Annotated in this window: 18 protein-coding genes and 1 pseudogene; 10 read left to right on the top strand and 9 right to left on the bottom strand. The window is 64.2% G+C overall.

Going from position 1 to position 20,001, the window contains the following annotated elements; translation table 11 throughout:
- Positions 1-7 precede the first annotated feature (7 nt).
- The 3 genes from EYW45_RS12365 (at position 8) to EYW45_RS12375 (ending at position 4,883) form a co-directional block, all read left to right on the top strand.
- On the top strand, positions 8-1,801 hold the full coding sequence (locus tag EYW45_RS12365; RefSeq protein WP_235939018.1) for a GGDEF domain-containing protein: 1,794 nt from the start codon (positions 8-10) through the stop codon (positions 1,799-1,801).
- Positions 1,798-3,267 (top strand): TrkH family potassium uptake protein, encoded by a 1,470-nt coding sequence (locus tag EYW45_RS12370; protein WP_161135716.1) that lies wholly within the window; start codon positions 1,798-1,800, stop codon positions 3,265-3,267. Before EYW45_RS12365 ends, EYW45_RS12370 begins: the two co-directional genes overlap by 4 nt.
- Before the next feature lie 386 nt (positions 3,268-3,653).
- Positions 3,654-4,883, top strand: coding sequence for a YbdK family carboxylate-amine ligase (locus EYW45_RS12375; protein ID WP_161135717.1), 1,230 nt, complete (start codon positions 3,654-3,656; stop codon positions 4,881-4,883).
- Between the two features lie 12 nt (positions 4,884-4,895).
- Here EYW45_RS12375 and EYW45_RS12380 read toward each other — a convergent pair whose 3' ends face one another.
- Entirely contained in the window at positions 4,896-5,810 is a 915-nt protein-coding gene (locus EYW45_RS12380) for a methyltransferase domain-containing protein (protein WP_161135718.1), read from the bottom strand.
- Positions 5,811-6,145: 335 nt separating this feature from the next.
- Here EYW45_RS12380 and EYW45_RS12385 point away from each other — a divergent pair, with 335 nt between their 5' ends.
- The gene (locus tag EYW45_RS12385; protein ID WP_235939019.1) at positions 6,146-6,706 is read left to right on the top strand and encodes a ComF family protein; all 561 of its coding nucleotides are present in this window, start codon (positions 6,146-6,148) and stop codon (positions 6,704-6,706) included.
- A gap of 62 nt (positions 6,707-6,768) precedes the next feature.
- Positions 6,769-7,239 (top strand): tRNA (cytidine(34)-2'-O)-methyltransferase, encoded by a 471-nt coding sequence (locus EYW45_RS12390; RefSeq protein WP_161135719.1) that lies wholly within the window; start codon positions 6,769-6,771, stop codon positions 7,237-7,239.
- A gap of 30 nt (positions 7,240-7,269) precedes the next feature.
- Here EYW45_RS12390 and EYW45_RS12395 read toward each other — a convergent pair whose 3' ends face one another.
- Genes EYW45_RS12395 through EYW45_RS12415 form a run of 5 tightly spaced genes read right to left on the bottom strand, consistent with a single transcriptional unit; the run spans position 7,270 to position 10,746 of the window.
- Complete coding sequence (locus EYW45_RS12395) at positions 7,270-8,280, bottom strand: Bug family tripartite tricarboxylate transporter substrate binding protein (RefSeq protein WP_161135720.1); 1,011 nt, start codon at positions 8,278-8,280, stop codon at positions 7,270-7,272.
- Positions 8,281-8,311: 31 nt separating this feature from the next.
- Positions 8,312-9,421 carry an NAD(P)H-dependent glycerol-3-phosphate dehydrogenase gene (locus tag EYW45_RS12400; RefSeq protein ID WP_161135721.1) on the bottom strand — a complete coding sequence of 370 codons (1,110 nt, stop codon included), beginning with the start codon at positions 9,419-9,421 and terminating at the stop codon, positions 8,312-8,314.
- Between the two features lie 28 nt (positions 9,422-9,449).
- On the bottom strand, positions 9,450-9,971 hold the full coding sequence (gene secB / locus EYW45_RS12405) for a protein-export chaperone SecB (protein ID WP_161135722.1): 522 nt from the start codon (positions 9,969-9,971) through the stop codon (positions 9,450-9,452).
- Positions 9,972-10,009: 38 nt separating this feature from the next.
- Positions 10,010-10,267 carry a glutaredoxin 3 gene (grxC, locus tag EYW45_RS12410; RefSeq protein WP_161135723.1) on the bottom strand — a complete coding sequence of 86 codons (258 nt, stop codon included), beginning with the start codon at positions 10,265-10,267 and terminating at the stop codon, positions 10,010-10,012.
- A 50-nt stretch (positions 10,268-10,317) separates the two neighbouring features.
- Entirely contained in the window at positions 10,318-10,746 is a 429-nt protein-coding gene (locus tag EYW45_RS12415; protein ID WP_161135724.1) for a rhodanese-like domain-containing protein, read from the bottom strand.
- Positions 10,747-10,913: 167 nt separating this feature from the next.
- On the opposite strand from EYW45_RS12415, the gene gpmA reads away from it, so the two are divergent.
- The 5 genes and pseudogenes from gpmA to EYW45_RS12440 all read left to right on the top strand — a co-directional run bounded on the left by gpmA (position 10,914) and on the right by EYW45_RS12440 (position 17,260).
- A complete protein-coding gene (gene gpmA, locus EYW45_RS12420; RefSeq protein WP_161135725.1) occupies positions 10,914-11,666 on the top strand; it encodes a 2,3-diphosphoglycerate-dependent phosphoglycerate mutase in 753 nt (250 codons plus the stop codon).
- 2 nt (positions 11,667-11,668) lie between these two features.
- Entirely contained in the window at positions 11,669-13,336 is a 1,668-nt protein-coding gene (locus EYW45_RS12425; protein WP_161135726.1) for a murein hydrolase activator EnvC family protein, read from the top strand.
- 25 nt (positions 13,337-13,361) lie between these two features.
- Complete coding sequence (locus EYW45_RS12430) at positions 13,362-14,870, top strand: S41 family peptidase (RefSeq protein ID WP_161135727.1); 1,509 nt, start codon at positions 13,362-13,364, stop codon at positions 14,868-14,870.
- Positions 14,867-15,607, top strand: a pseudogene (locus EYW45_RS12435) (HesA/MoeB/ThiF family protein); the annotation flags it as partial. The gene EYW45_RS12430 and the pseudogene EYW45_RS12435, both read left to right, overlap by 4 nt.
- Positions 15,608-15,847: 240 nt before the next feature.
- Entirely contained in the window at positions 15,848-17,260 is a 1,413-nt protein-coding gene (locus EYW45_RS12440) for an FAD-binding oxidoreductase (RefSeq protein WP_161135729.1), read from the top strand.
- A gap of 320 nt (positions 17,261-17,580) precedes the next feature.
- Here EYW45_RS12440 and slmA read toward each other — a convergent pair whose 3' ends face one another.
- Genes slmA through argB form a run of 3 tightly spaced genes read right to left on the bottom strand, consistent with a single transcriptional unit; the run spans position 17,581 to position 19,877 of the window.
- Positions 17,581-18,156, bottom strand: a complete 576-nt coding sequence (gene slmA, locus EYW45_RS12445) for a nucleoid occlusion factor SlmA (RefSeq protein ID WP_161135730.1) — start codon at positions 18,154-18,156, stop codon at positions 17,581-17,583.
- A 57-nt stretch (positions 18,157-18,213) separates the two neighbouring features.
- Positions 18,214-18,975, bottom strand: coding sequence for a pyrimidine 5'-nucleotidase (locus EYW45_RS12450; RefSeq protein ID WP_161135731.1), 762 nt, complete (start codon positions 18,973-18,975; stop codon positions 18,214-18,216).
- Complete coding sequence (gene argB, locus EYW45_RS12455; RefSeq protein ID WP_161135732.1) at positions 18,975-19,877, bottom strand: acetylglutamate kinase; 903 nt, start codon at positions 19,875-19,877, stop codon at positions 18,975-18,977. Before argB ends, EYW45_RS12450 begins: the two co-directional genes overlap by 1 nt.
- Between the last annotated feature and the right edge of the window lie 124 nt (positions 19,878-20,001).

Consider the following 20,001-nt stretch of genomic DNA (forward strand, 5'->3'; position numbering starts at 1 on the left):
AAGCCTCTTGTCCCTTCGCGATACCACCCTCACGGTGCGCCAGAAACTATGGATGGGCACGGGCCTCATCACGGTCTGTGCCTGCTCGCTCGGGTTCTGGCTGATCTGGCTGGGCTATGCCGACTACCGCCGTACCGACGACAGCCGGGCCAACATGGCGCTGTTTCGGGCCGCCATCCTGGCGTCGGACGCGGTGTCATCCGAACGCTCGCCAGGCAACGAGGCCATCAGCGAAACGGGCGACGCGACGGACGAAGCGTTGCGCCGGCTCGAGGCTGCGCGGCTGCAGAGCGATCTGGCGCTGGATGAGCTGGCCAATCGCTGGAACGATGTGGTCGGCATTCGGTTGCCGAGCGCCGATGCACAGTTCGAGAAGGTGCGGGCGAGCCTGGAAGCGGCCCGCCGCGAAGTCGATTTTCAAGCGCATCTGCCGCGCGAGACGCGCGAGCAATCCGGTGTCGAGGCCTCCGTGGTGGGCATGTTTGCCGTGGTCGATGCACTGCAGCCGGTGATCGTCGAGGCCGGGCAACGCCTCTTTCGCACCGATCCCGCCATGGCCGATGCCGTCGTGCTGACGTCGATGCTGGCACGCATGCGTGAATATGCCGACCGGATTTCGGGCAAGTTGCTGGCGCCGATGGTGACCGATAGCGCCATGTCGCTGGGACGTCAGATTGACCTGGGCGAGATGATGGGCCGGGTCGTGCAGACCTGGGACTATGTGTCGTTCATGCTGCAGCTGTACCGCGAAGACGAACACATCGGTGAGAGCTATCGCCAGGTCGCCACGAAGTATTTTGGCGAGGGCCACGTCCTCATCGAGACGATGATTCGCGAAGGCCGGGGGCGCGGTAATTATTCCATCGGCAGCGCCGAGTTCACGCGCCGCATGGTGCCTTACGTCGAAGAAATCGAAAACCTGCGGGACGCGATTTTTGCGCTCAACAGCGCGCAGATCCAGCAAGCCCTCGACGACGCGCGCTGGCGCATGTGGGCGTCGGCCCTTATCACCTTCGCGATCCTGGCGGTGCTGCTTGCCGCCCTTGTGATCAGCCACCGCGGCGTGTTTGGACCGTTGCTCTATGCGCGCGACGAGATCGTCGCCCTGGCGCGCGACGGGGGCGGGCATGCCCTGCCGCCACGTCCCACGGGAAGCGCCGAGATCCAGGCGCTTTTCGGTGCGCTCGATATCCTGCGCGCCACGCAACGCCGCCGCGAACGGCTCGAGAAAGAGCGCGAGTTGCTCTCGGTGCACTTGAAGCAGCAGGCACAGACGGATGCGCTCACCGAATTGCAGAATCGCCGCGCGCTCGAGATGATCGGCCAGAATCTGGCGCAGTATTCGCCGCACGAGGCGGCGCTGGCGGGACTGATCCTGCTGGATGTGGATCATTTCAAGGCCGTCAACGATGCGCACGGTCATCCCGTGGGCGACGTGGTGCTGCAGCAGGTGGCGCAGACCCTGAAAGCCCAGTGCGGCGAGGCGGATATCGTGGCGCGCTACGGCGGTGAAGAATTCGCCGTGCTCGTGTTGGACACCAATGTGATCGCCATTGGAATACTGGCCGAAAGGATTCGCGAGGCGTGCGAGCAACTGGTCATCCCGGTGAAGGACGACGTGCGCGTGCAATTGACGGTCAGCGCCGGTGCGGTCGTCGGCCAGCGTGGACTGGACAGTTGGCAGCCTCTGGTTGAACTCGCGGACGCCGCGCTCTATCGCGCCAAGCGGGCCGGGCGCAATCGGGTGGTGGTCGATCCGGGTGTGGACGCCGGTCAGGCTTTCAAACGGGGACGGGTATGAAGGGTCTGCCTGCAATATTGAACGTGGTCGGCCTCACCATGGTGCTGTTTGCGCTGACCATGTTGATTCCCACCGTCGTGGCCTTCGTGGGCGCCGACGCTGCGCAGGATGCGTTCGTGGACGGTTTTCTGCTGGCCCTTGGCATCGGCGGCGCAATCTGGCTGGCGACCCGCCGCTTTCGCGGTGAGTTGCGGCAGCGCGATGGCTTTCTGCTGGTGTCGCTGGTTTGGGCCGGCCTGCCGGCCTTGGCCGCCATCCCGCTGTTGATTTTCTTCAATCGCGCAGGGATGCCGCTGTCCTTCACGGACGCGTACTTCGAAGCGATGTCCGGACTCACGACCACCGGGGCCACGGTGCTGAGCGGCCTTGACCGCTTGCCGCCCTCGATCAATCTGTGGCGCGCCACGCTCGTGTGGATCGGCGGTATGGGCATCCTGGTGCTGGCCGTCGCCATTCTGCCGCTTCTGGGCGTGGGCGGCCATCAGGTGTTCCGCGCCGAAACGCCGGGCCCGATGAAGGACGAGCGCCTCACCCCACGCATCGCAAGCACCGCCAAGGCGTTGTACGCCGTGTATGTGAGCCTCTCGGTGCTGTGTCTGCTCGCGTATCGCGTGGCCGGGTTGTCCTGGTTCGAGGCGTGGTGCCACATGGCGACCACGATGGGCCTGGGCGGCTTTTCCACCTGGGACGATGGCTTTGCGCATTTCGATTCGATCCCTGTCGAATTGGTCGCGATCGTGTTCATGCTGATCGCGGGCATCAACTTCGCCACGCATTTCACCGCGTTCCGCAGCCGTAGCCTCAAGCCCTACGGGCGCTGTCCCGAAGCGATCCCCTATCTGCTGGTGACGCTGGGCGCGGGGCTGTTCGTTTCGGCCTATCTGTACTTCGACAATATCCATCCGGAATTCTGGGAAGCCTTGCGCTACGGCATGTTCAACACCATTTCGGTGGCGACCACTACCGGCTATGCCAACACCGATTACGTCCAGTGGCCGCTGCCGTTGCCGTTGCTGCTGTTGGTGCTGGCGGGCTTCGCCACATCGGCGGGATCGACGGGCGGCGGGATCAAGATGATTCGTGCCGTGCTGCTGATCAAGAATGCCCGCGCCGAGCTGGTGACCATGCTGCATCCGCATGCCGTGCATCCGGTCCGGATTCGAGGCCGCGTGGTGCCCACGCGCGTGATGGCCTCAGTGCTCGCGTTCGTGCTCGTCTACATTCTGTCGATCGGTGTGCTCACGGCCGTGATGCTGCTGTCGGGCTTGGAGCCCCTGCTTGCATTTTCCGCCGTGCTCGCCACGGTCAATAACACCGGCCCTGGCCTGGGCGCGATCGGCCCCATGGGCAGCTTCGGCATGCTCACCGACTTCCAGACCTGGGTGTGCACCTTCGCCATGCTGATCGGACGACTGGAGCTATTCACCGTGCTGGTGTTGTTCACACCGGCATTCTGGCGGCGGTAGTCAGAAGGATGGCGCTATGTCATCCACCGGGACGGGCGTCCGCATTGCTTCCTGAACTGCCGCGTCTTCAGGCTGGACATCCTCCGTGTTTTCCCCACCTCGGGATATCCCGATAGTCAGTTAAATCGGCTTGAATGGGCCGTTTGCGCGACACGTGCCGCCGAGAGCCGCACCATTGCACGGTTGTGAGTGCTTGCTCACATGCCGGCTAGGCGGCTTTATGCGTGTTGGCGTGAGATGCGCACATTTGTCACGATTTTGACTGCATGTTGCAGCATCGGGCCGCTAGAATCGCGCCATAAATTACGCCCCATGCAGCGCCGGTCCGCGGGCCGGTACGCATAACGGGATGCTTCACCCCAGAACGATTATCAGGAGCCAGGGAGATGGAACTCATCACGTTTGTCCCGTCGACGCCGAACAGTTTGGGTATCGAACTCGAGCTGCAACTCATTCACCCCCGTAGCAACGATCTCGCCGCCGCATCCGAGGAGCTGTTGGCGCAGATTGCCGACCAGCGTTTCGCTGACCGCGTCAAACCCGAAATTACCCGCTCGATGATCGAGCTCAATTCCTCCGTGCACGAGCATCCTATGGGACTGCTCGTGGAGATGCGCGAGATGCGCGATGCCCTGTGCGAAGCGGCCGATGCCGTGGGGGTTGCCGTGTCGGGCGGGGGCACACATCCGTTCATGCGCTGGCAGGATCGTGCGATTTCCGACACGCCGCGTTTCCAGTACCTGGCCGAAATGTACGGTTATCTTGCGCGCCAATTCACGGTCTTCGGGCAGCATATTCACGTTGGTGTGAAGTCCGGCGACGAGGCGATCGGGCTGGTGCATCGCTTGTCGCCTTACGTCCCGCATTTGATTGCGATGTCGGCCTCGTCGCCCTACTGCGAAGGCGTGGACACGATGTTCTCGTGCTCCCGATTGAACGCAGTCAACAGCTTTCCGTTGGCCGGTCACATGCCGCCCGAGGTGCGCGACTGGTATGGCTTCGAGGCGCACATCGCACAGCTGCGATCGTATGGGCTGGCCGAGAGCATCAAGGATTTGTACTGGGACATCCGCCCCAAGCCAGAGTTCGGCACGGTGGAAGTACGCATCTGCGATACGCCGCTGACGGTCGAGCGTGCGTGCCGCCTGGCGGCGTTCACGCAGGCATTGGCGATCCTGGTGATGCGCGACCCGCCGCCGGTCGAGGGGGCGTTTCTCACTTATCGCACCAATCACTTTCAAGCGTGCCGGTTCGGGCTCCAGGGCAATTACGTGACGCCGGACGGCCAGCGGATGCGCCTCATGGATCACCTGCGCGGCACTTTCGGGCGGCTTCTGGCGGTGGCCGACGAGTTGGGCACACGCGACATGATCGAGACGCTGCGAGATGAGATGTTCAAGTCGGGCAACGATGCGCGCTGGCTGCGCAGCCAGTTCCATCGGGTGCACGATCTGCCCCTGGTGGTGGAAAGCATGACGCGGGCGTTTCGCGGCCAGCGCGAAGCGATCGAACAGACCGCGGCGCGCAAGCGCATCCGGGCGCTATCGGAGCCCATGCACGATGTGCAGGCGCTTGCCGCACCTGAAGTCGCCATCGTGACGGAGCAGTTGCACTAATCCCGGTTGGGCTTACTTACCGGGACGTGAAATGGCGCTGACGGACAAGTAAGTCTCATCCAGCGAGCGGCGCGAACCGGCGCGCCATGCGTGGCCGTAAGCGACTTCAATAGTGAGCTTGATCAAGCCATCATCGCCGCGTTGCGCCTCGAGGGCGGCCAGCAAGCGATTTCGCCAGGCAGGAGTGGCAAGCCCCGGGCGGCGTTGCGTGCTGGGATTGCCGCCCAGCGCCCGCACGTCCGCGAGCAACCGAACCGGATCGCGATAGGTGAGGGTGAGCGTCTCCTGATCCATCACCGGATCGGCAAAGCCTTGTTCGACCAGCAGGTCGCCAAAGTCGTGCATATCCACGAACGACGGCGTTTGCGTGCGCAGGCCTGCGGCGGCCACGGCGTCGCGCAATTCACGCAGCGTTCCTGGTCCCAGACAGGAAAACATCGCCAGGCCGTTGACCTTCAGGATGCGTCGCCACTCGCCCAGCACAGCGTGCGGCGCGGGATGCCAGTGCATGGCCAGGTTCGACCACACCAGATCGAGCGACTCCGGCGCCAGGCCCGTGGCCGCGAGATCGGCCTGCACAAATTCAGGCCGCGTCGCGCCCTGTTTGCCGAGGCGGCCCAGCCATTGGCGCAGTCCGCCGGTGTCGTATTGCTTGCGCGCGAGCGCCAGCAGCGGTTCGCATGCGTCCAGTCCGAGATAGGCGGCCTGTGGATAACGTTCGCGCAGTAACGGCAAGTTGGCGCCGGCGCCGCACCCGGCATCCAGGAGTTGCGTGGGATCGTTGCGGATGTAGCGCAGGCGGCCGAGCATGCGTTGTGCAACTTCACCGTAAAGAAACTGGGCGTCGCTGAGATCGCCGCGGCGTGCGAACTGGCGCGCGACGGTGGCCGCGTGAATGGGCAGGGTGGGATAAGTAGCGGGTGACATAACTGTCGCGCTCGGCTTGCCGAGCGCTTGAAAGATGATCAGATGAGTGTGCGGCGCGCGAAACGGATGCGATCTGCCGCAGTTTCATCCAGGATGGTTGGCATTATGGCGCATTCGTTTTCTGGCGGCGCACGGCGGCCGCGTTCAGGCATGCCACGCCGGGCAATTGCCCCTTGTGCGGCGCCGCTGCACGGGGTGGCCTGCTGTGCCGCGGATGCCGCCACCAGGTGTGCACGCCCCGCGATCCCGAGCGGCCCATCCGTTGCCCACGATGCGCGCTGCCCCTGGGCTTGGGTAAGCCTTGCTTTGACTGCATCGGCGCGCCGCCGGCATTCATGCGCGCCATCGTTGCCTATGACTATCTGATGCCGGGCGACACCTTGATGCGCGCGTTCAAAAGCAGTGGCGATGCGCGGCGGGCCGACGCACTGGCCGAATTGCTGGCCCGGGCTATCGATGCAACGCCGGCGCTTGATGCACGCGCGTCGTCTGGCTCAAGGTTGGCGGCTGGTGCCTGCGCTGCCGCCAACGCTTCACCGGTGTCGCCAGCGCTGCTGGTGCCCATCCCGGCGAGTGCCGCCGGATTGAGGCGTCGCGGCTTCAACCCGGCCGGCGAAATTGCCCGGGCATTGCGCTGGCGCTTGCGCGTGCCCCTTGCGCGCGGGGCCTTGTTGCGTACCCGCGAAAGCGGTCAGCAAAGTGCGCGCACTCGCGAGGCGCGATGGCGTGAGGTCGAAGGCCTCTTCGAGTCGCGCACGCTCGTGAATGGGTATCACGTGATGCTCGTCGACGATGTGATGACTACGGGCAGCACGCTGGATGCGGCGGCCCGGGCGGTACTGGCGCAGGGTGCTGTCGCGGTGACGGCGCTGGCGGTTGCCCGTGCCGTACGATAACGGCGGGCGCTGGCACAATAGCGCCCGTGCGCAATGCTCGCGCCATACAGGAACCCAAACAGATGTTTCACGTCGTGCTGGTCTCGCCCGAGATCCCTCCCAATACCGGAAACGCCATTCGTCTTTGCGCGAATACCGGGTCGCAGCTGCATCTGGTCAAGCCGCTGGGCTTTGAACTGGACGATGCGCGCTTGCGTCGCGCGGGGCTGGACTATCACGAGTGGCAGCCGATGCAGGTGCACGATCACCTCGCCGATGCATTGGCGGCGACGGGCGCGGCGGTCGACCGCATTTTTGCGCTCACCACCCGTGCTTCGCGCAGCGTGGCGGACGTGACCTTTGCGCCGGGCGATGTCTTCGTGTTCGGCCGTGAAACGGCCGGCTTGTCCGACGCGGATCACGAGCGCTTTGCGCCTGCGCAGCGTCTTCGCCTGCCGATGCGCGCAGGACAACGCAGTTTGAATTTGTCGAACGCCGTGGCCGTGATGGTGTTCGAGGCGTGGCGCCAGAACGGCTTCGCAGGCGCGAGCTGAGCGTGGCCGTGCTCCGCCTGCGTCAGCCGATCAATCCAACGACAGCTTCAGCGTATCGATCACCGTGTCGTAGCGTGCCTTTTCATCGCGCATCCGGCGCGTGAGCGCTTCGGGCGTGGATGCCGCCGGCGTGAAGTACTGCAACGCCATTTGCTTGCGCAGCGGTTCGCTGGTGATGATGCGGGCCAGTTCGCTGTTCAACCGCTCGATGATGGGAGTGGGCGTGCCGGCGGGGGCCAGCACGGCATTCCAGGAGATCGATTCGAAGCCCGGATAGCCTTGCTCGACCATCGTGGGCAGATCGGGCAACAGGGGGCTGCGCGCGAGGCTGGTCACGGCCAGCGCACGGGCTTTGCCGGCCCTCACTTGCGGCATGGCGATCGCCGGCACCATGAAGCCGGCTTGGACGTCGCCTGAAATGATGGCGGTGATGACCTGCGGAAATCCTGAATACGGGATGTGTGCCAGATCGACCTTGGCCTGCTGCTTGAACATTTCCATGGCAAGGTGGGCGGAGCTGCCCGGGCCCACAGAGCCGTAGTTCAACGCGCCGGGGCGCGACGTGGCCAGCTTGGCCAGATCCCCCGCCGTGTAGATGTTGGCCATGTCGCCGGACACGGTCAGCACATTTGGGCTGGTCGCCACCAGTGAAATCGGCGCGAGATCGGTGAAGGGGTCGTAGCCGAGCGTCTTCTTGTAGAGCGTGGGGGCGGTAACCAGGGGGCCATTGATCGTGTAGAGCAGCGTGTTGCCGTCCGCCTCGGAACGGGCCACGAACCGCGTACCGATATTGCCGCCCGCGCCGGGCTTGTTTTCGACCACGATGGGCTGCCCCAGCGATTGCGACAGCGGTTCGGCGATCGCGCGGGCGAGGGTGTCGGGTGACGACCCGGCCGGAAACGGCACCACCAGGTGAATGGGGCGATCGGGCCATGCAGCCAATGCGGTTGCGGAGAATCCGCCGGTCAGCACGGCAAGCAGCAGTCCGGCGGCGAGGCGCGCGCGATGCCGCCCCGTTCGTAGGCGATCGGCAAAAACCATGATGGATGTCTCCTGGTCGGGTAGGTCTGTTCTAGGTAGGGGTAATCAGGCCGGCGGGCGCAGTGTCGGTGCTCGACTCATAGCGCGCCTCGCGCGCCAGCAGCGCGGAGACTGCGGTTTCTGCGGCAACACCGTCAAACAGTACGGCGCACACTGCTTCGGTAATCGGCAGGTCCACATCCATGCGATGCGCACGGGCCAATGCCGCGCGTGCGCACCGTACGCCTTCGGCAGTGATGCCGGAGGCAAGAATATCGGCCAGGGGGCGGCCAGCGCCGATCTCCAGGCCCACGCGCCGGTTGCGCGACAAGTCGCCCGTGGCGGTGAGCACCAGATCGCCCAGTCCGGTGAGGCCGGAGAACGTTTCGGCTTGCGCGCCGAGCGCCACGCCAAAGCGCGCCATTTCAGCCAGTCCGCGGGTGATGAGCGCCGCGCGGGCATTCGTGCCCAGCGCCAGCCCATCGGCCACGCCGCAGGCCACCGCGATCACGTTTTTAAGCGCACCGCCGACTTCGACGCCGACGACGTCTGTGCCGGCATAGACCCGAACCGCCGCGCCATGCAAGGCGCGGATCGTGAGTTCGCAGGTAGCTGCATTGTGGCTCGCCACCGTCAGGGCAACGGGCAATCCTTGCGCCACTTCGCGGGCGAAGGACGGGCCGGACAGGACGCCGATGGGAGGTGGGGCACCTTTCGCGCCGGGCGGATAAAGCGCGGCGAGCGCATCCTGCGCGATCTCGTGCGGCAGGCGCGCCGTATCGGATTCGAACCCTTTACAGGTCCAGACGATATGGGTTTGGGTGGCGCCGCGGCGTTTCAACCGCGCGGCCACATCGCGGCACGTTGCGGCGAGGCCGGCAACGGGCACGCCGAGAATGATCAGAACGTGCGCGCCGTCGCGATGCGCGTCTTCGAAGGCGGCATCGAGATCCGCCGTGATCGACAACGCATCAGGAAGCGCCACGCCTGGGAGGTAGCGGGCATTGTTGCCCGTTTCGCGCATGAGCGCGGCCTGGCCGGCATCGCGAGCCCACAATGTAGTGGGTGCGCGCCGGCTGGCGGCTGCTGCCAATGCGGTACCCCAGCTTCCCGCGCCGAGGACGAGAACGCGCAATGACGGCTCGGTGGCGGGAGGAGGCATGGTGGGGTGTTGCAGTGGCGGCAAGGGATTACTGACGCGTGGCGCTGGCCGGCAGAATGATGCCGGGGTCGGCGTCTTTCGTGGCGTCGTTCTGGCTTTGGGCGACTTCGGCCAGGCGCTGTTCGTACAACGCCTGGAAGTTTACTTCGGCCAGGTGCAGCGGGGGCAGCGACGTGCGGGTGATCGCATCGGCGATGTTGGCGCGCAGGTAGGGGTAAAGCATGGTCGGGCATACGATGCCCAGCAGCGGATCGAGCTGATCTTCAGGGATGTTGGCCAGTTCGAAAATGCCGGCTTGCGTGCCTTCCACCAGGTACAACGTCTTGTCGTTGATGCGCGTGGTCACCGTTGCCGTCACGGTCGATTCGAACACGGTTTCAGCCAGGCGCTGACCGCCGACGTTGATCGTGACTTCGACTTGCGGGGTGTCCTGTTCGAGGAACACGTGCGGCGCATTGGGCATCTCGACCGACAGGTCTTTCAGATACACACGCTGCATGTTGAAGGAGGGGTCGCTGCTGGCTTGAGCGGCTTGGTCTTGGTCGGCCATGAGTAATTCCGGTGAAGGTGAGAGGGAGAGGGCTGGACTCAGGCGGCGAGCATGGGCTCGAGCTTGCCTGCGCGATCGAGCGCGAACAGGTCGTCGCAGCCACCGACGTGCGTATCGCCGATGTAAATCTGGGGCACCGTACGGCGGCCCGTGCGCTCGATCATGGTCTGCTTGAGCGAGGGGTCTTGATCGACACGCAATTTCTCAAGCGTCTCGACGCCTTTTTGCTTGAGCAATTGCTCAGCACGCAGGCAGTAAGGGCACACGGCGGTGCAATACATCACGACTTTATTCATCTTGCATTCCAATCGAAGGCGGGTAAATGAGGGCCGCTTGAAGCCGCATCCTACGCTTTTTGCGTGACGGGCAAAGCCGCCTGGCTCCAGGCGCGCATGCCGCCTTCCATGACATGCACGTTTTCGAAGCCCAGGGTTTTCAATTTGGCCACGGCCCGCGTGGAGTCGCGACCGAGTGCGCAAACCAGGACGATCGGCTTGTTCTTGGGCAAAGCGGCGACTTTTTGCTCGAGTTCGGCAAACGGCACGCTGCGTGCCTGCGCGATGTGGCCGGCCTGATACTGGTCAAGGGGACGCAGGTCCACCCAGACCGCTTGTTGCCGGTTGACCATCTGGATGGCCTCGCCGGTGGACAAGCCGCCGCGGCCGCCCGATCGGCCGCCACGGATGGCGGGCCAAGCCAGCATCCCGCCGGCGACGAGCGCGATGGCGACGATGAAAAGGTTGTTCTGGCTGGTCAAAAATTGCACAAATTCCACGGAGTATCCCGAAAGCGCGGCAGCCGCGATAAAAGTTGCCGGATTAAAAATGGTCGATTCGGGGCCGAAATTCCCCCCGCCGACACGGTTGATATCGAAGGCAAAGCAGGCAATTATAAAATGACGCTCATTCTTCGTCCTTCAATAGCATTCTCACGGGCTTTTTCATGCACAAACTTGTACTGATGCGTCACGGCGAAAGCCAATGGAACCTCGATAACCGTTTTACCGGATGGTACGACGTCGACCTCACCGATACCGGCCGCGAACAGGCCCGCAAGGCCGGCGAACTGCTCAAGCAGGAAGGCTACCGCTTCGATATCGCGTATACCTCGGTGCTCAAGCGCGCCATCCGTACATTGTGGATCGCTTTGGATGCGATGGATGCGATGTACACGCCCATCCATAACAACTGGCGCCTGAACGAGCGGCACTACGGCGCACTGCAGGGGTTGAACAAGGCCGAGACGGCCGCCCAGTACGGCGACGAGCAAGTGTTGGTGTGGCGCCGTGCCTACGCCATTGCGCCTAATCCGCTCGAGTTGGACGATCCGCGTCATCCGCGCTTCGACAGCCGCTACGCCAAGGTGCCCGCAGACCAACTGCCGGCCACCGAATGCCTGAAGGATACGGTCGAACGCGTGCTGCCGATCTGGAACGAATCGATTGCGCCCGCCATCCGCGCCGGCCGCAACGTGCTGATCGCTGCGCACGGCAATAGCTTGCGCGCCTTGATCAAGCATCTGGACGGGATTTCGGACGACGATATCGTGGCGTTGAACATCCCCACGGGTCAGCCGCTGGTTTACGAGCTGGACGACGACCTCAAGCCGATTCGCCATTACTATCTGGGCGATCCCGCCGAAATCGAGGCGGCAATGGCGGCAGTGGCCGCCCAGGGCAAGGCAAAGAAGGACTGACGATGCGGCGGGCGGTAGGCGTGCTGGTGATGGCGGGGCTGTTGGCGCCGTCAGTGGGTGTGTTCGCCGCCGATCTGGCGGCGCGGCAGACCGAGGCGGCACGCGAGCAGCAAACGCTGCGCGCCCGTATCGACGACTTGCAGACCGCGCTGGAGCAGCGCGAGTCGGCACGCAAGGAGGCTGCCGACGCGTTGCGGCAGTCTGAAACCGAGATTTCGCGCATCAATCGCCGCCTGGCAGAACTGGCCGAGCAGCAGCGTGGGGCAGAACGCGAGCTCGCCGATCTCAAGCGGCAGATCGTGGTGCAGCAAGGCATTCTGGCCAAGCGCCAGACCGAACTCAGCGGCCAGTTGCGGGCGCAGTACAGCAGCGGGTTGTCTCCCTGGACAGCGCTCTTGTCCGGCGACGACCCCCAGCAATTGGGACGCAATCTCGGCTATCTGGATTACGTCGCCCAGGCGCGCGCCCGGGCGTTGACGCAATTGCAGCAGGATATCGAGCGGCTGGCGTCGCTGCGCAAGCAGGCCGATGGCCGTGCGGCGGAACTCGAATCGGTGGCCGTCGAAACCCGCACCGAGAAAACGGCGCTGGTCACGCAGCAGAAAGAGCGTGCCACCGTCGTCGCCAAGTTGGAAGGACAGATTTCAGCCCAGCGTGCCGAGGCGGCTCGCCTGGGACGTGACGATCAGCGGCTCGGCCGCCTGATCGACGATCTGGATGCGGCCTTGGTGAAGCAGGCCGAGGAGGCTCGCCGAGCGGAAGAGGCGCGCCGCGTGGCGGCCGAGGAAGCCCGCCGCCAGGCCCAGATTCAGGCCGAAAAGGCGCGCGAAGCCGAGGCCGTCCGCCGTGCTGCGCAAGAAAAGAAGCTGGCCGACGCGCGTCGCGAGGCCGAAGCGACCGCCAGGCAGGCCGAAGCGGCGCGGGCGGCCGATGCCGCACGTCAATCAGCCGAATCCACCAAACGCGCCGAGGCCGCGCAGGCCGCCGCCCGCGATGCGGCGCGGGTGCGTGAACAGGTCGAGTCCGCAATGCAGCGCGACCGAGAGCAGGCGACGCAGGCGGCAGAGCAAGCCGCAATGGCCCAGCAGGCCGCCCAGGCGCAGCAAGGCCAGTCGCCGGAACCGTCCGGCGTGCGGGCCGGCGCGCGGCCCATTCCGCAGTCCGAAGCGCGGGGCACGCTCGACGTGGCGTCGTTGCGCCGGGCCGGCGAAGGCGTCAGCCCCCCGCCGGCACGCGTCGTGCGTGAGGCTGACGACACCGATCGGGCGCATGCTGCCAGCGGCAACGGCTTGCGACGCGGGTTGCAACCGCCGGTGCGGGGTGAGATTCAAGGCCGATTCGGCGTGGGCCGGCCCGACGGGGGCACCTGGCGCGGCATCGTGTTGCGGGCGGCCGAAGGCACCCCCGTACATGCCGTGGCACCCGGAACGGTGGTCTATGCCCAGTGGTTGCGAGGATTCGGTAACCTTGTCATCGTCGATCACGGGAACAAATACCTCACTGTGTATGCCTATAACCAAAGCGTCCTGAAAGCCGTCGGCGATTCTGTCCGGGCGGGTGAGACCATCGCCCTGGTGGGCGCTACGGGCGGCCAAGTGGAATCGGGCCTATACTTTGAAATTCGCCATCAAGGCGCTCCGGTTGATCCAGCCCAGTGGCTGGCGTTATAGCCGGCGTCAACATCAGGAAGTGTGTATGGGCGCTCGCAAATCTCGCAGTGTTGGTCTCCTTGCCGTCGGCGCTATCGCCGGCGCGTTGCTTAGTGTGGGCGTAACTGCGGTCGCACAGCGCGGCAGCCCCTTGCCGCTGGACGAATTGCGCCAGCTCAGCAATGTCTTTGGCGCCATCAAGAACAACTACGTCGAAAACGTCGACGATAAAACGCTGATCAATAACGCCATCGCCGGCATGGTCTCCAATCTCGACCCGCATTCGGCCTATCTCGACGCCGATGCGTTCAAGGATATGCAGACGGCCACGCAGGGTGAGTTCGGCGGTCTGGGCATCGAAGTGGGTGCCGAAGACGGATTCGTCAAGGTCATTTCGCCGATCGAAGATACGCCGGCCGCGCGCGCCGGTGTGCTCGCGGGCGACCTGATCGTCAAGATCGACGACAAGCCGACCAAGGGCATGGCGCTCAACGATGCCGTCAAGCTGATGCGCGGCGCGCCCAAAACGCCGATCGTGTTGACGATCATGCGTGGCGATCAGGCCAAGCCCATCGTGCTGAAGGTCGTACGCGACGTCATCAAGGTGCGCAGCGTGCGCAGCAAGATGCTCGACAACAATATCGGCTATATCCGCGTGGCGCAGTTCCAGGAAAAAACCGGTGCCGATCTGGCACGCCAGTTGAAGGACCTGGGCCAGAAGCAAGCCCCGCGCGGCTTGGTGCTCGATTTGCGTAACGATCCGGGCGGCCTGCTCACCGGCGCCATCGGCGTTTCGGCGGCTTTCCTGCCGCCAGATGCGCTGGTCGTGTCCACCGATGGCCGTACGCCCGATTCGCGTCACAAGTATCTGGCGACGCCTTCTGAATATGCCCGTGGCGAAAACGATTACCTGATGGGCTTGCCCGCTTGGGTGAAAACGGTGCCGATGGTGGTATTGGTGAACGTGGGTTCGGCGTCGGCGTCCGAGATCGTGGCGGGCGCGTTGCAGGATCACAATCGCGCCAAGGTGCTCGGCAACCGCACGTTCGGCAAGGGTTCGGTGCAGGTCATCCTGCCGCTGTCGCCCGACACGGCCGTCAAGCTGACCACGTCGCGCTACTTCACGCCGAAGAACCGCTCGATCCAGGCTACCGGCATCGTCCCCGACATCATCGTGGCCGATACCTCGGAAGGCGATCTGTTCCGCCTGCCGCGCGAAGCCGATCTGGAACGCCACCTGTCCAACCAGCAGACGGCTGACGAGATCAAGTCTTCGCAAGAGCAATCCGAAGCCACGCCGCCCAAGATGTTCGAGTTCGGTGCAGCCGACGACTTCCAGCTCAAGCAAGCGATCAACGTGCTGGACGGCAAGCCGGTGCAAAAGGCCGTCGTGCCCAAGCCCGCGCAAAAGGCAGCCGACGCGTCCAATGCCGGCAACGCCACGCGCGGCGCCGGCAAGGGCACGGCAGCGCCTGCGGCATCGTCGCCGGCGGCGCCGGCCACGCAGCACATGCGCATCACGCCGTCCGGAGCGGAACCCGCCCGCGCGCAATGAACGACGAGCAACTCCTGCGGTATGCCCGCCACGTGCTGTTGGACGAGGTGGGCATAGAAGGCCAGGAAAGTTTCCTGGCGACGCGGGCGCTGATCGTCGGGGCCGGAGGCCTGGGGTCGCCGGCGGCGCTTTATCTCACCACAGCCGGTCTTGGCGACATCACGCTCGTCGATGACGACACGGTCGAACTGAGCAATCTGCAACGCCAGATTTTGCACCCCACAGCCCATCTCGGTCAGTTCAAGGCCGAGTCCGGCCGCACGACGCTTGCCGCCTACAACCCCGAAACGCGGGTGCATGCCCGTGTCGAACGCTTGAGCGCGGATGCGCTGGATGCGGCTGTGGCTGCGGCCCACATCGTGCTGGATTGCACCGATAACTTCGCCACCCGTCACGCCATCAACCGTGCGTGCGTGCATCACCGCAAGCCGTTGGTGTCGGGTGCGGCCATTCGATTCGACGGGCAGGTCGCCGTCTTCGATCTGCGCCGCGACGACGCACCGTGCTATCACTGCCTGTTTCCCGAGGGTGAGGACGTCGAGGCCGCCAACTGCGCCACGATGGGCGTTTTCGCGCCCCTGGTGGGCATCATCGGCAGCATGCAAGCCGCCGAAGCGCTCAAGCTGGCTGCCGGTATCGGCGAAAGCCTGTCGGGACGATTGTTGATGCTCGATGCGCGCTACATGCAGTGGCGCCAGGTCAACGTGCGGCGCGACCCGCACTGCGCCGTCTGCGGCGATCGTGTGCGTTCGGATAACGTTCTTGAAACGAGTCCTTCCGCTGAGCGTGCGCCCGGCGCGTGCGACGATCGCACTCATGGTGTCGTCGACCAAGACGATCATGGCCACGACGATGACGTGAAAGTGCAGCAAGTGGGCAGGGCCCAACCGCTTGCGACGGCCACCTGATCGCGCGCCATCTTTTCGCTTTATCTCGATCGCTTTCCTCCTTACCAACCTCTCCCGCTCGCCTTTTTCATGACGACTGAATTCGCCTCTCGCCTGCTGCAAGCCCTTGGTTCCGAATGCGTGCTCACGCAACCCGACGACATCGCGCCGTGGTTGACCGACTGGCGCGGTATCTATCGCGGCAATGCGCAAGCCGTGGTGCGGCCCCGCACGGTGGAAGAGGTGTCCAAGGCGTTGGCAATGTGCAATGACGCTGGCGTGGCCGTGGTGCCGCGCGGCGGCAACACCGGGTTGTGCGGCGGTGCCACGCCCGATGCCGAACCCACAAACGTGGTGATCTGCCTGGACCGGATGACGGCGGTGCGCAGTATCGATACGGTGGCAAACACCATGGTGGCCGAAGCCGGCTGCATCCTGGGCAATTTGCGCCGCGCGGCACAGGATGCCGACCGCTTGTTGCCCTTGAGCCTGGCGGCCGAAGATTCGAGTCAGATCGGCGGCAACCTCGCCACCAACGCGGGTGGCGTCAACGTGGTGCGCTATGGCATGACGCGAGAGCTCGTGCTCGGCATCGAAGCCGTGCTGCCCAACGGCGAGATCTTTCACGGCTTGCGCACGCTGCGCAAGGACAACACCGGCTACGATCTCAAGCAACTTTTCATCGGCTCGGAAGGCACGCTCGGCATCATCACGGCCGTTGCGCTGCGCCTCTATGCGCGCGCCGATGTGCGCTCGGTGGTGCTGGCGGCCGTGGAGTCGCCGGCGCAGGCGCTGGAACTTTTCGAGCGGTTGTTCGCCAAGTGCGGCGCGCGCATGCAGGCATTCGAGTTTTTCACCGGCGATTGCCTGGACATCACCTTGAAGCATGCAGAAGGGCTGCAAGAGCCCTTCGATCAACGCTACCCCGGCTATGTGCTGCTCGAGTTGGCCGACACGACCGACGAGGCCGCGCTCAACGCGCTGCTCGAAAGCGTGATCGGCGATGCCCTGGAAGACGGCTTGTGCGTAGATGCCGCCGTGTCGGCGTCGCTCGCGCAACTGCAGACGTTGTGGAAGCTGCGCGAAGAAATTTCCGAGGCGCAGCGTGCCGATGGCCCCCATCTCAAGCACGACATCTCGCTGCCCATCGAGCACATTCCGGCGTTCATGGTGTCCGCCGAGGCACGGATTCGCGCGGTCGAACCTGGCGTGCGGCCCTTCATTTTCGGCCACTTCGGCGACGGCAACCTGCACTACAACCTGTCGCGTCCCGAAGGTGCGCCCACCGATTGGGCAGCCAAGGAGGGCTACGCGTTGACAGCCGAAGTGCTGGACGAAGTGATGCAATATGGCGGCAGCATCAGCGCCGAGCACGGCATCGGCCAGTTGAAGCTGCAAGACTTCAAACGATTGAAGAACCCGCTCGAGCAACGCATGATGCACGACATCAAGCGCCTGCTCGATCCCAAGGGCATCATGAATCCGGGCAAATTGTTGTCTTGAGGGCAGCCGGTGCGTGCGCAACGCACCGGGCGCGATGCACCTGCGCATTGCCTTGAAAGCGCGGAGGGGGGCGGGATGAGCGAGGTCTCACGCACAGGGCACTAGTCATATGTCACGAGGCATGAGGCATGAGGCATGAGGCATGAGGCATGAGGCATGAGGCATGAGGCACGAGGCATGAGGCATGAGGCACGAGGCATGAGGCATGAGGCATGAGGCATATGTCGCGAGTCATACGTCACGAGGCACGAGGCAAGCCGCCTCCCGAACGATACGCGCCGCGTGGCGTCGCGTGCAGCGACGTCAGGCGATCGCCGGCCTCAGCCCAGCAGAATCTTGATCTGCGGCTCGATGTGCGTAGTGGGGGCCACGCGCCAGCCGCTTTGCGCGTAGCGCAGCCACCGGCCCAGCACCACGTGTGTCAGCAGGCTCGCGTGCGCGGCGATGTCGGCGTCGGCGGGGAGGTCGCCATCCGATACGGCAACCCGTAGCGCCTGCTTCAACGATGCCTCGATGCGGTCGTTGATGCGGTTGATGCGCTCTTGCAGCCGATTATCTTCGGTGACCAGGGCGTCGCCCGTGAGCACGCGTGTGATGCCGCGATTGCGCTCTGAAAACGTGACCAGCATCATCACCATGTGCCGCGCCTGCGGCAGCCCTTGCGGATGAGCGTCGATGATCTGATTGATCAGAGAAAAGACGCTGGTTTCGATGAAGGTGATAAGCCCCTCGAACATCTGCGCCTTGCTGGCGAAGTGACGATAGAGTGCCGCTTCGGAAACCTGCATTCTCGCTGCCAATGCGGCCGTGGTGACGCGAGCCGCATGCGGCTGCTCCAACATCTCGGCCAGCGTTTGCAGAATCTGGGTTTTGCGTTCGCCTGGTTGAGTTGCCATCAGCATGCAACGCCCACGACAAGCGGGAGCGTAGTGAGGGTTATGACGCTGCCGATATCAGCGCAGCGGACGCCGGCGAATCAGCAGATCGGTCACTGAGTTTACCCGCAAGTCGACGTATCCCGGCCGTGCACGCCCACGTTTTGCAAATGGTGTGCCGGGATGAAAAACGTGCACGGTGCGCAGGCCGGCACGGCGCGCCCCGCGCAGATTGGCCAGCGTGTCTTCGACCAGAACGGTCTGCTTCGGCAGGGCGCCTTCACGTGCCAACACATAGCGCAGGAGCGCAGCAGAGGGCTTGGGGCGGTACTGATTGTGCCAATGCATATGCTCGATGCCCCACAGGCTCTCGAACTGCTGCAGGATGCCCAGGTGACGCAGCACCGAACGAGCATAGTCGAGCGGTGCATTGGTGAGCAGCACCTTGCGGCCGGGCAGGCGCCGCAGCTTTTGCGCCAGTCCTTTTTCGGCGCGGATCAGCGGCGCCAATTCGAAATCATGGCAGCGCGCCAGAAACGTTTTCGCGTCCACCCCATGGTGCTTGACCATGCCGATCATCGTCGCGCCGTACTGCTTCCAATACTTCACGCGGTACTGGTTGGCGGTCGCATCGTCGACGCCGAGCGCTTCGGCCACCGCAGCCGTCATCCCCCGGTCGATATAAGGGAAGATGGCGTGTGAGGTGTCGTGCAGCGTGTTGTCCAAGTCGAACAGCCACAAGGGCCCCGACGTGCGCCCGCCCGCGCCCGGCACCGAGCCGGCCCTGCGGTTGCGGCGCAGCCGCAGGGCCGGGCGCAGCAGTTGTCGCCCAGCGGGCATCAGAACGAGCTGATCATCGTGCCCACGCCCTGATCCGTCAGGATCTCGAGCAACAGGCAGTGCGGCACGCGGCCGTCGACGATGTGAACCGAATTGACGCCGTTCTTTGCCGCATCCAGTGCCGACGAAATCTTGGGCAGCATGCCGCCGGAGATCGTGCCGTCGGCAAACAGCTCATCGATGGTTTGCGCCGACAGGCTGCGCAGCAACTTGCCGTTCTTGTCCAGCACGCCCGGGGTATTGGTGAGCATCAACAGCTTTTCCGCGCCCAACACTTCGGCCATCTTGCCGGCGACGATGTCGGCATTGATGTTGTACGCCGTGCCGTCTTCGCCATAGCCGATCGGCGAAATCACCGGGATGAACTGATCGTCCTGCAGGGCCTTGACCACTGCCGGCTCGACGCGCTTGATGTCGCCCACGAAACCAATGTCGAAAGGCTCGTTGGGATTGTCCTTGTTGGGCAGGTACTTCTTCTGCGCCAGGATCAGGCCGCCATCCTTGCCGGTGAGGCCCACCGCCTTGCCGCCGACTTCGTTGATCATCATCACGATGTCTTGCTGCACCTGGCCGCCCAGCACCCACTCGACCACTTCCATGGTTTCGGCGTCGGTTACGCGCATGCCCTGGATGAAGGTGCCTTGCTTGCCGATGCGGCGCAGGGCGTCGTCGATTTGCGGGCCACCGCCGTGCACCACGATCGGATTCAAGCCGACCAGCTTGAGAAGAACGACGTCGTGGGCAAAGGCGCGCTGCAGGCTCTCGTCCGTCATGGCGTTGCCGCCGTACTTGACCACGATCGTCTTGCCGTGGAATCGGCGCAGATAGGGCAAGGCTTCGGACAGCACGCTGGCTTTGATGGCGGGAGACATTACGGCAGCAGGCTCGGGGGTGTCGGTCATGGCGTCATCGCAAAAAGATGGAAAAAAAGCTTGCTGCTCCCGGGTCAAGGGTGCGATCGCAAGCCGTCCGCGTCGATTGTAGACTGCTTGGGCGATGCTCGCAGGGAGCACGGCATATCGTTAT

This window comes from Schauerella aestuarii, from assembly GCF_009866805.1.
In the GTDB taxonomy this organism is placed as follows: Bacteria; Pseudomonadota; Gammaproteobacteria; order Burkholderiales; family Burkholderiaceae_B; genus Schauerella; species Schauerella aestuarii.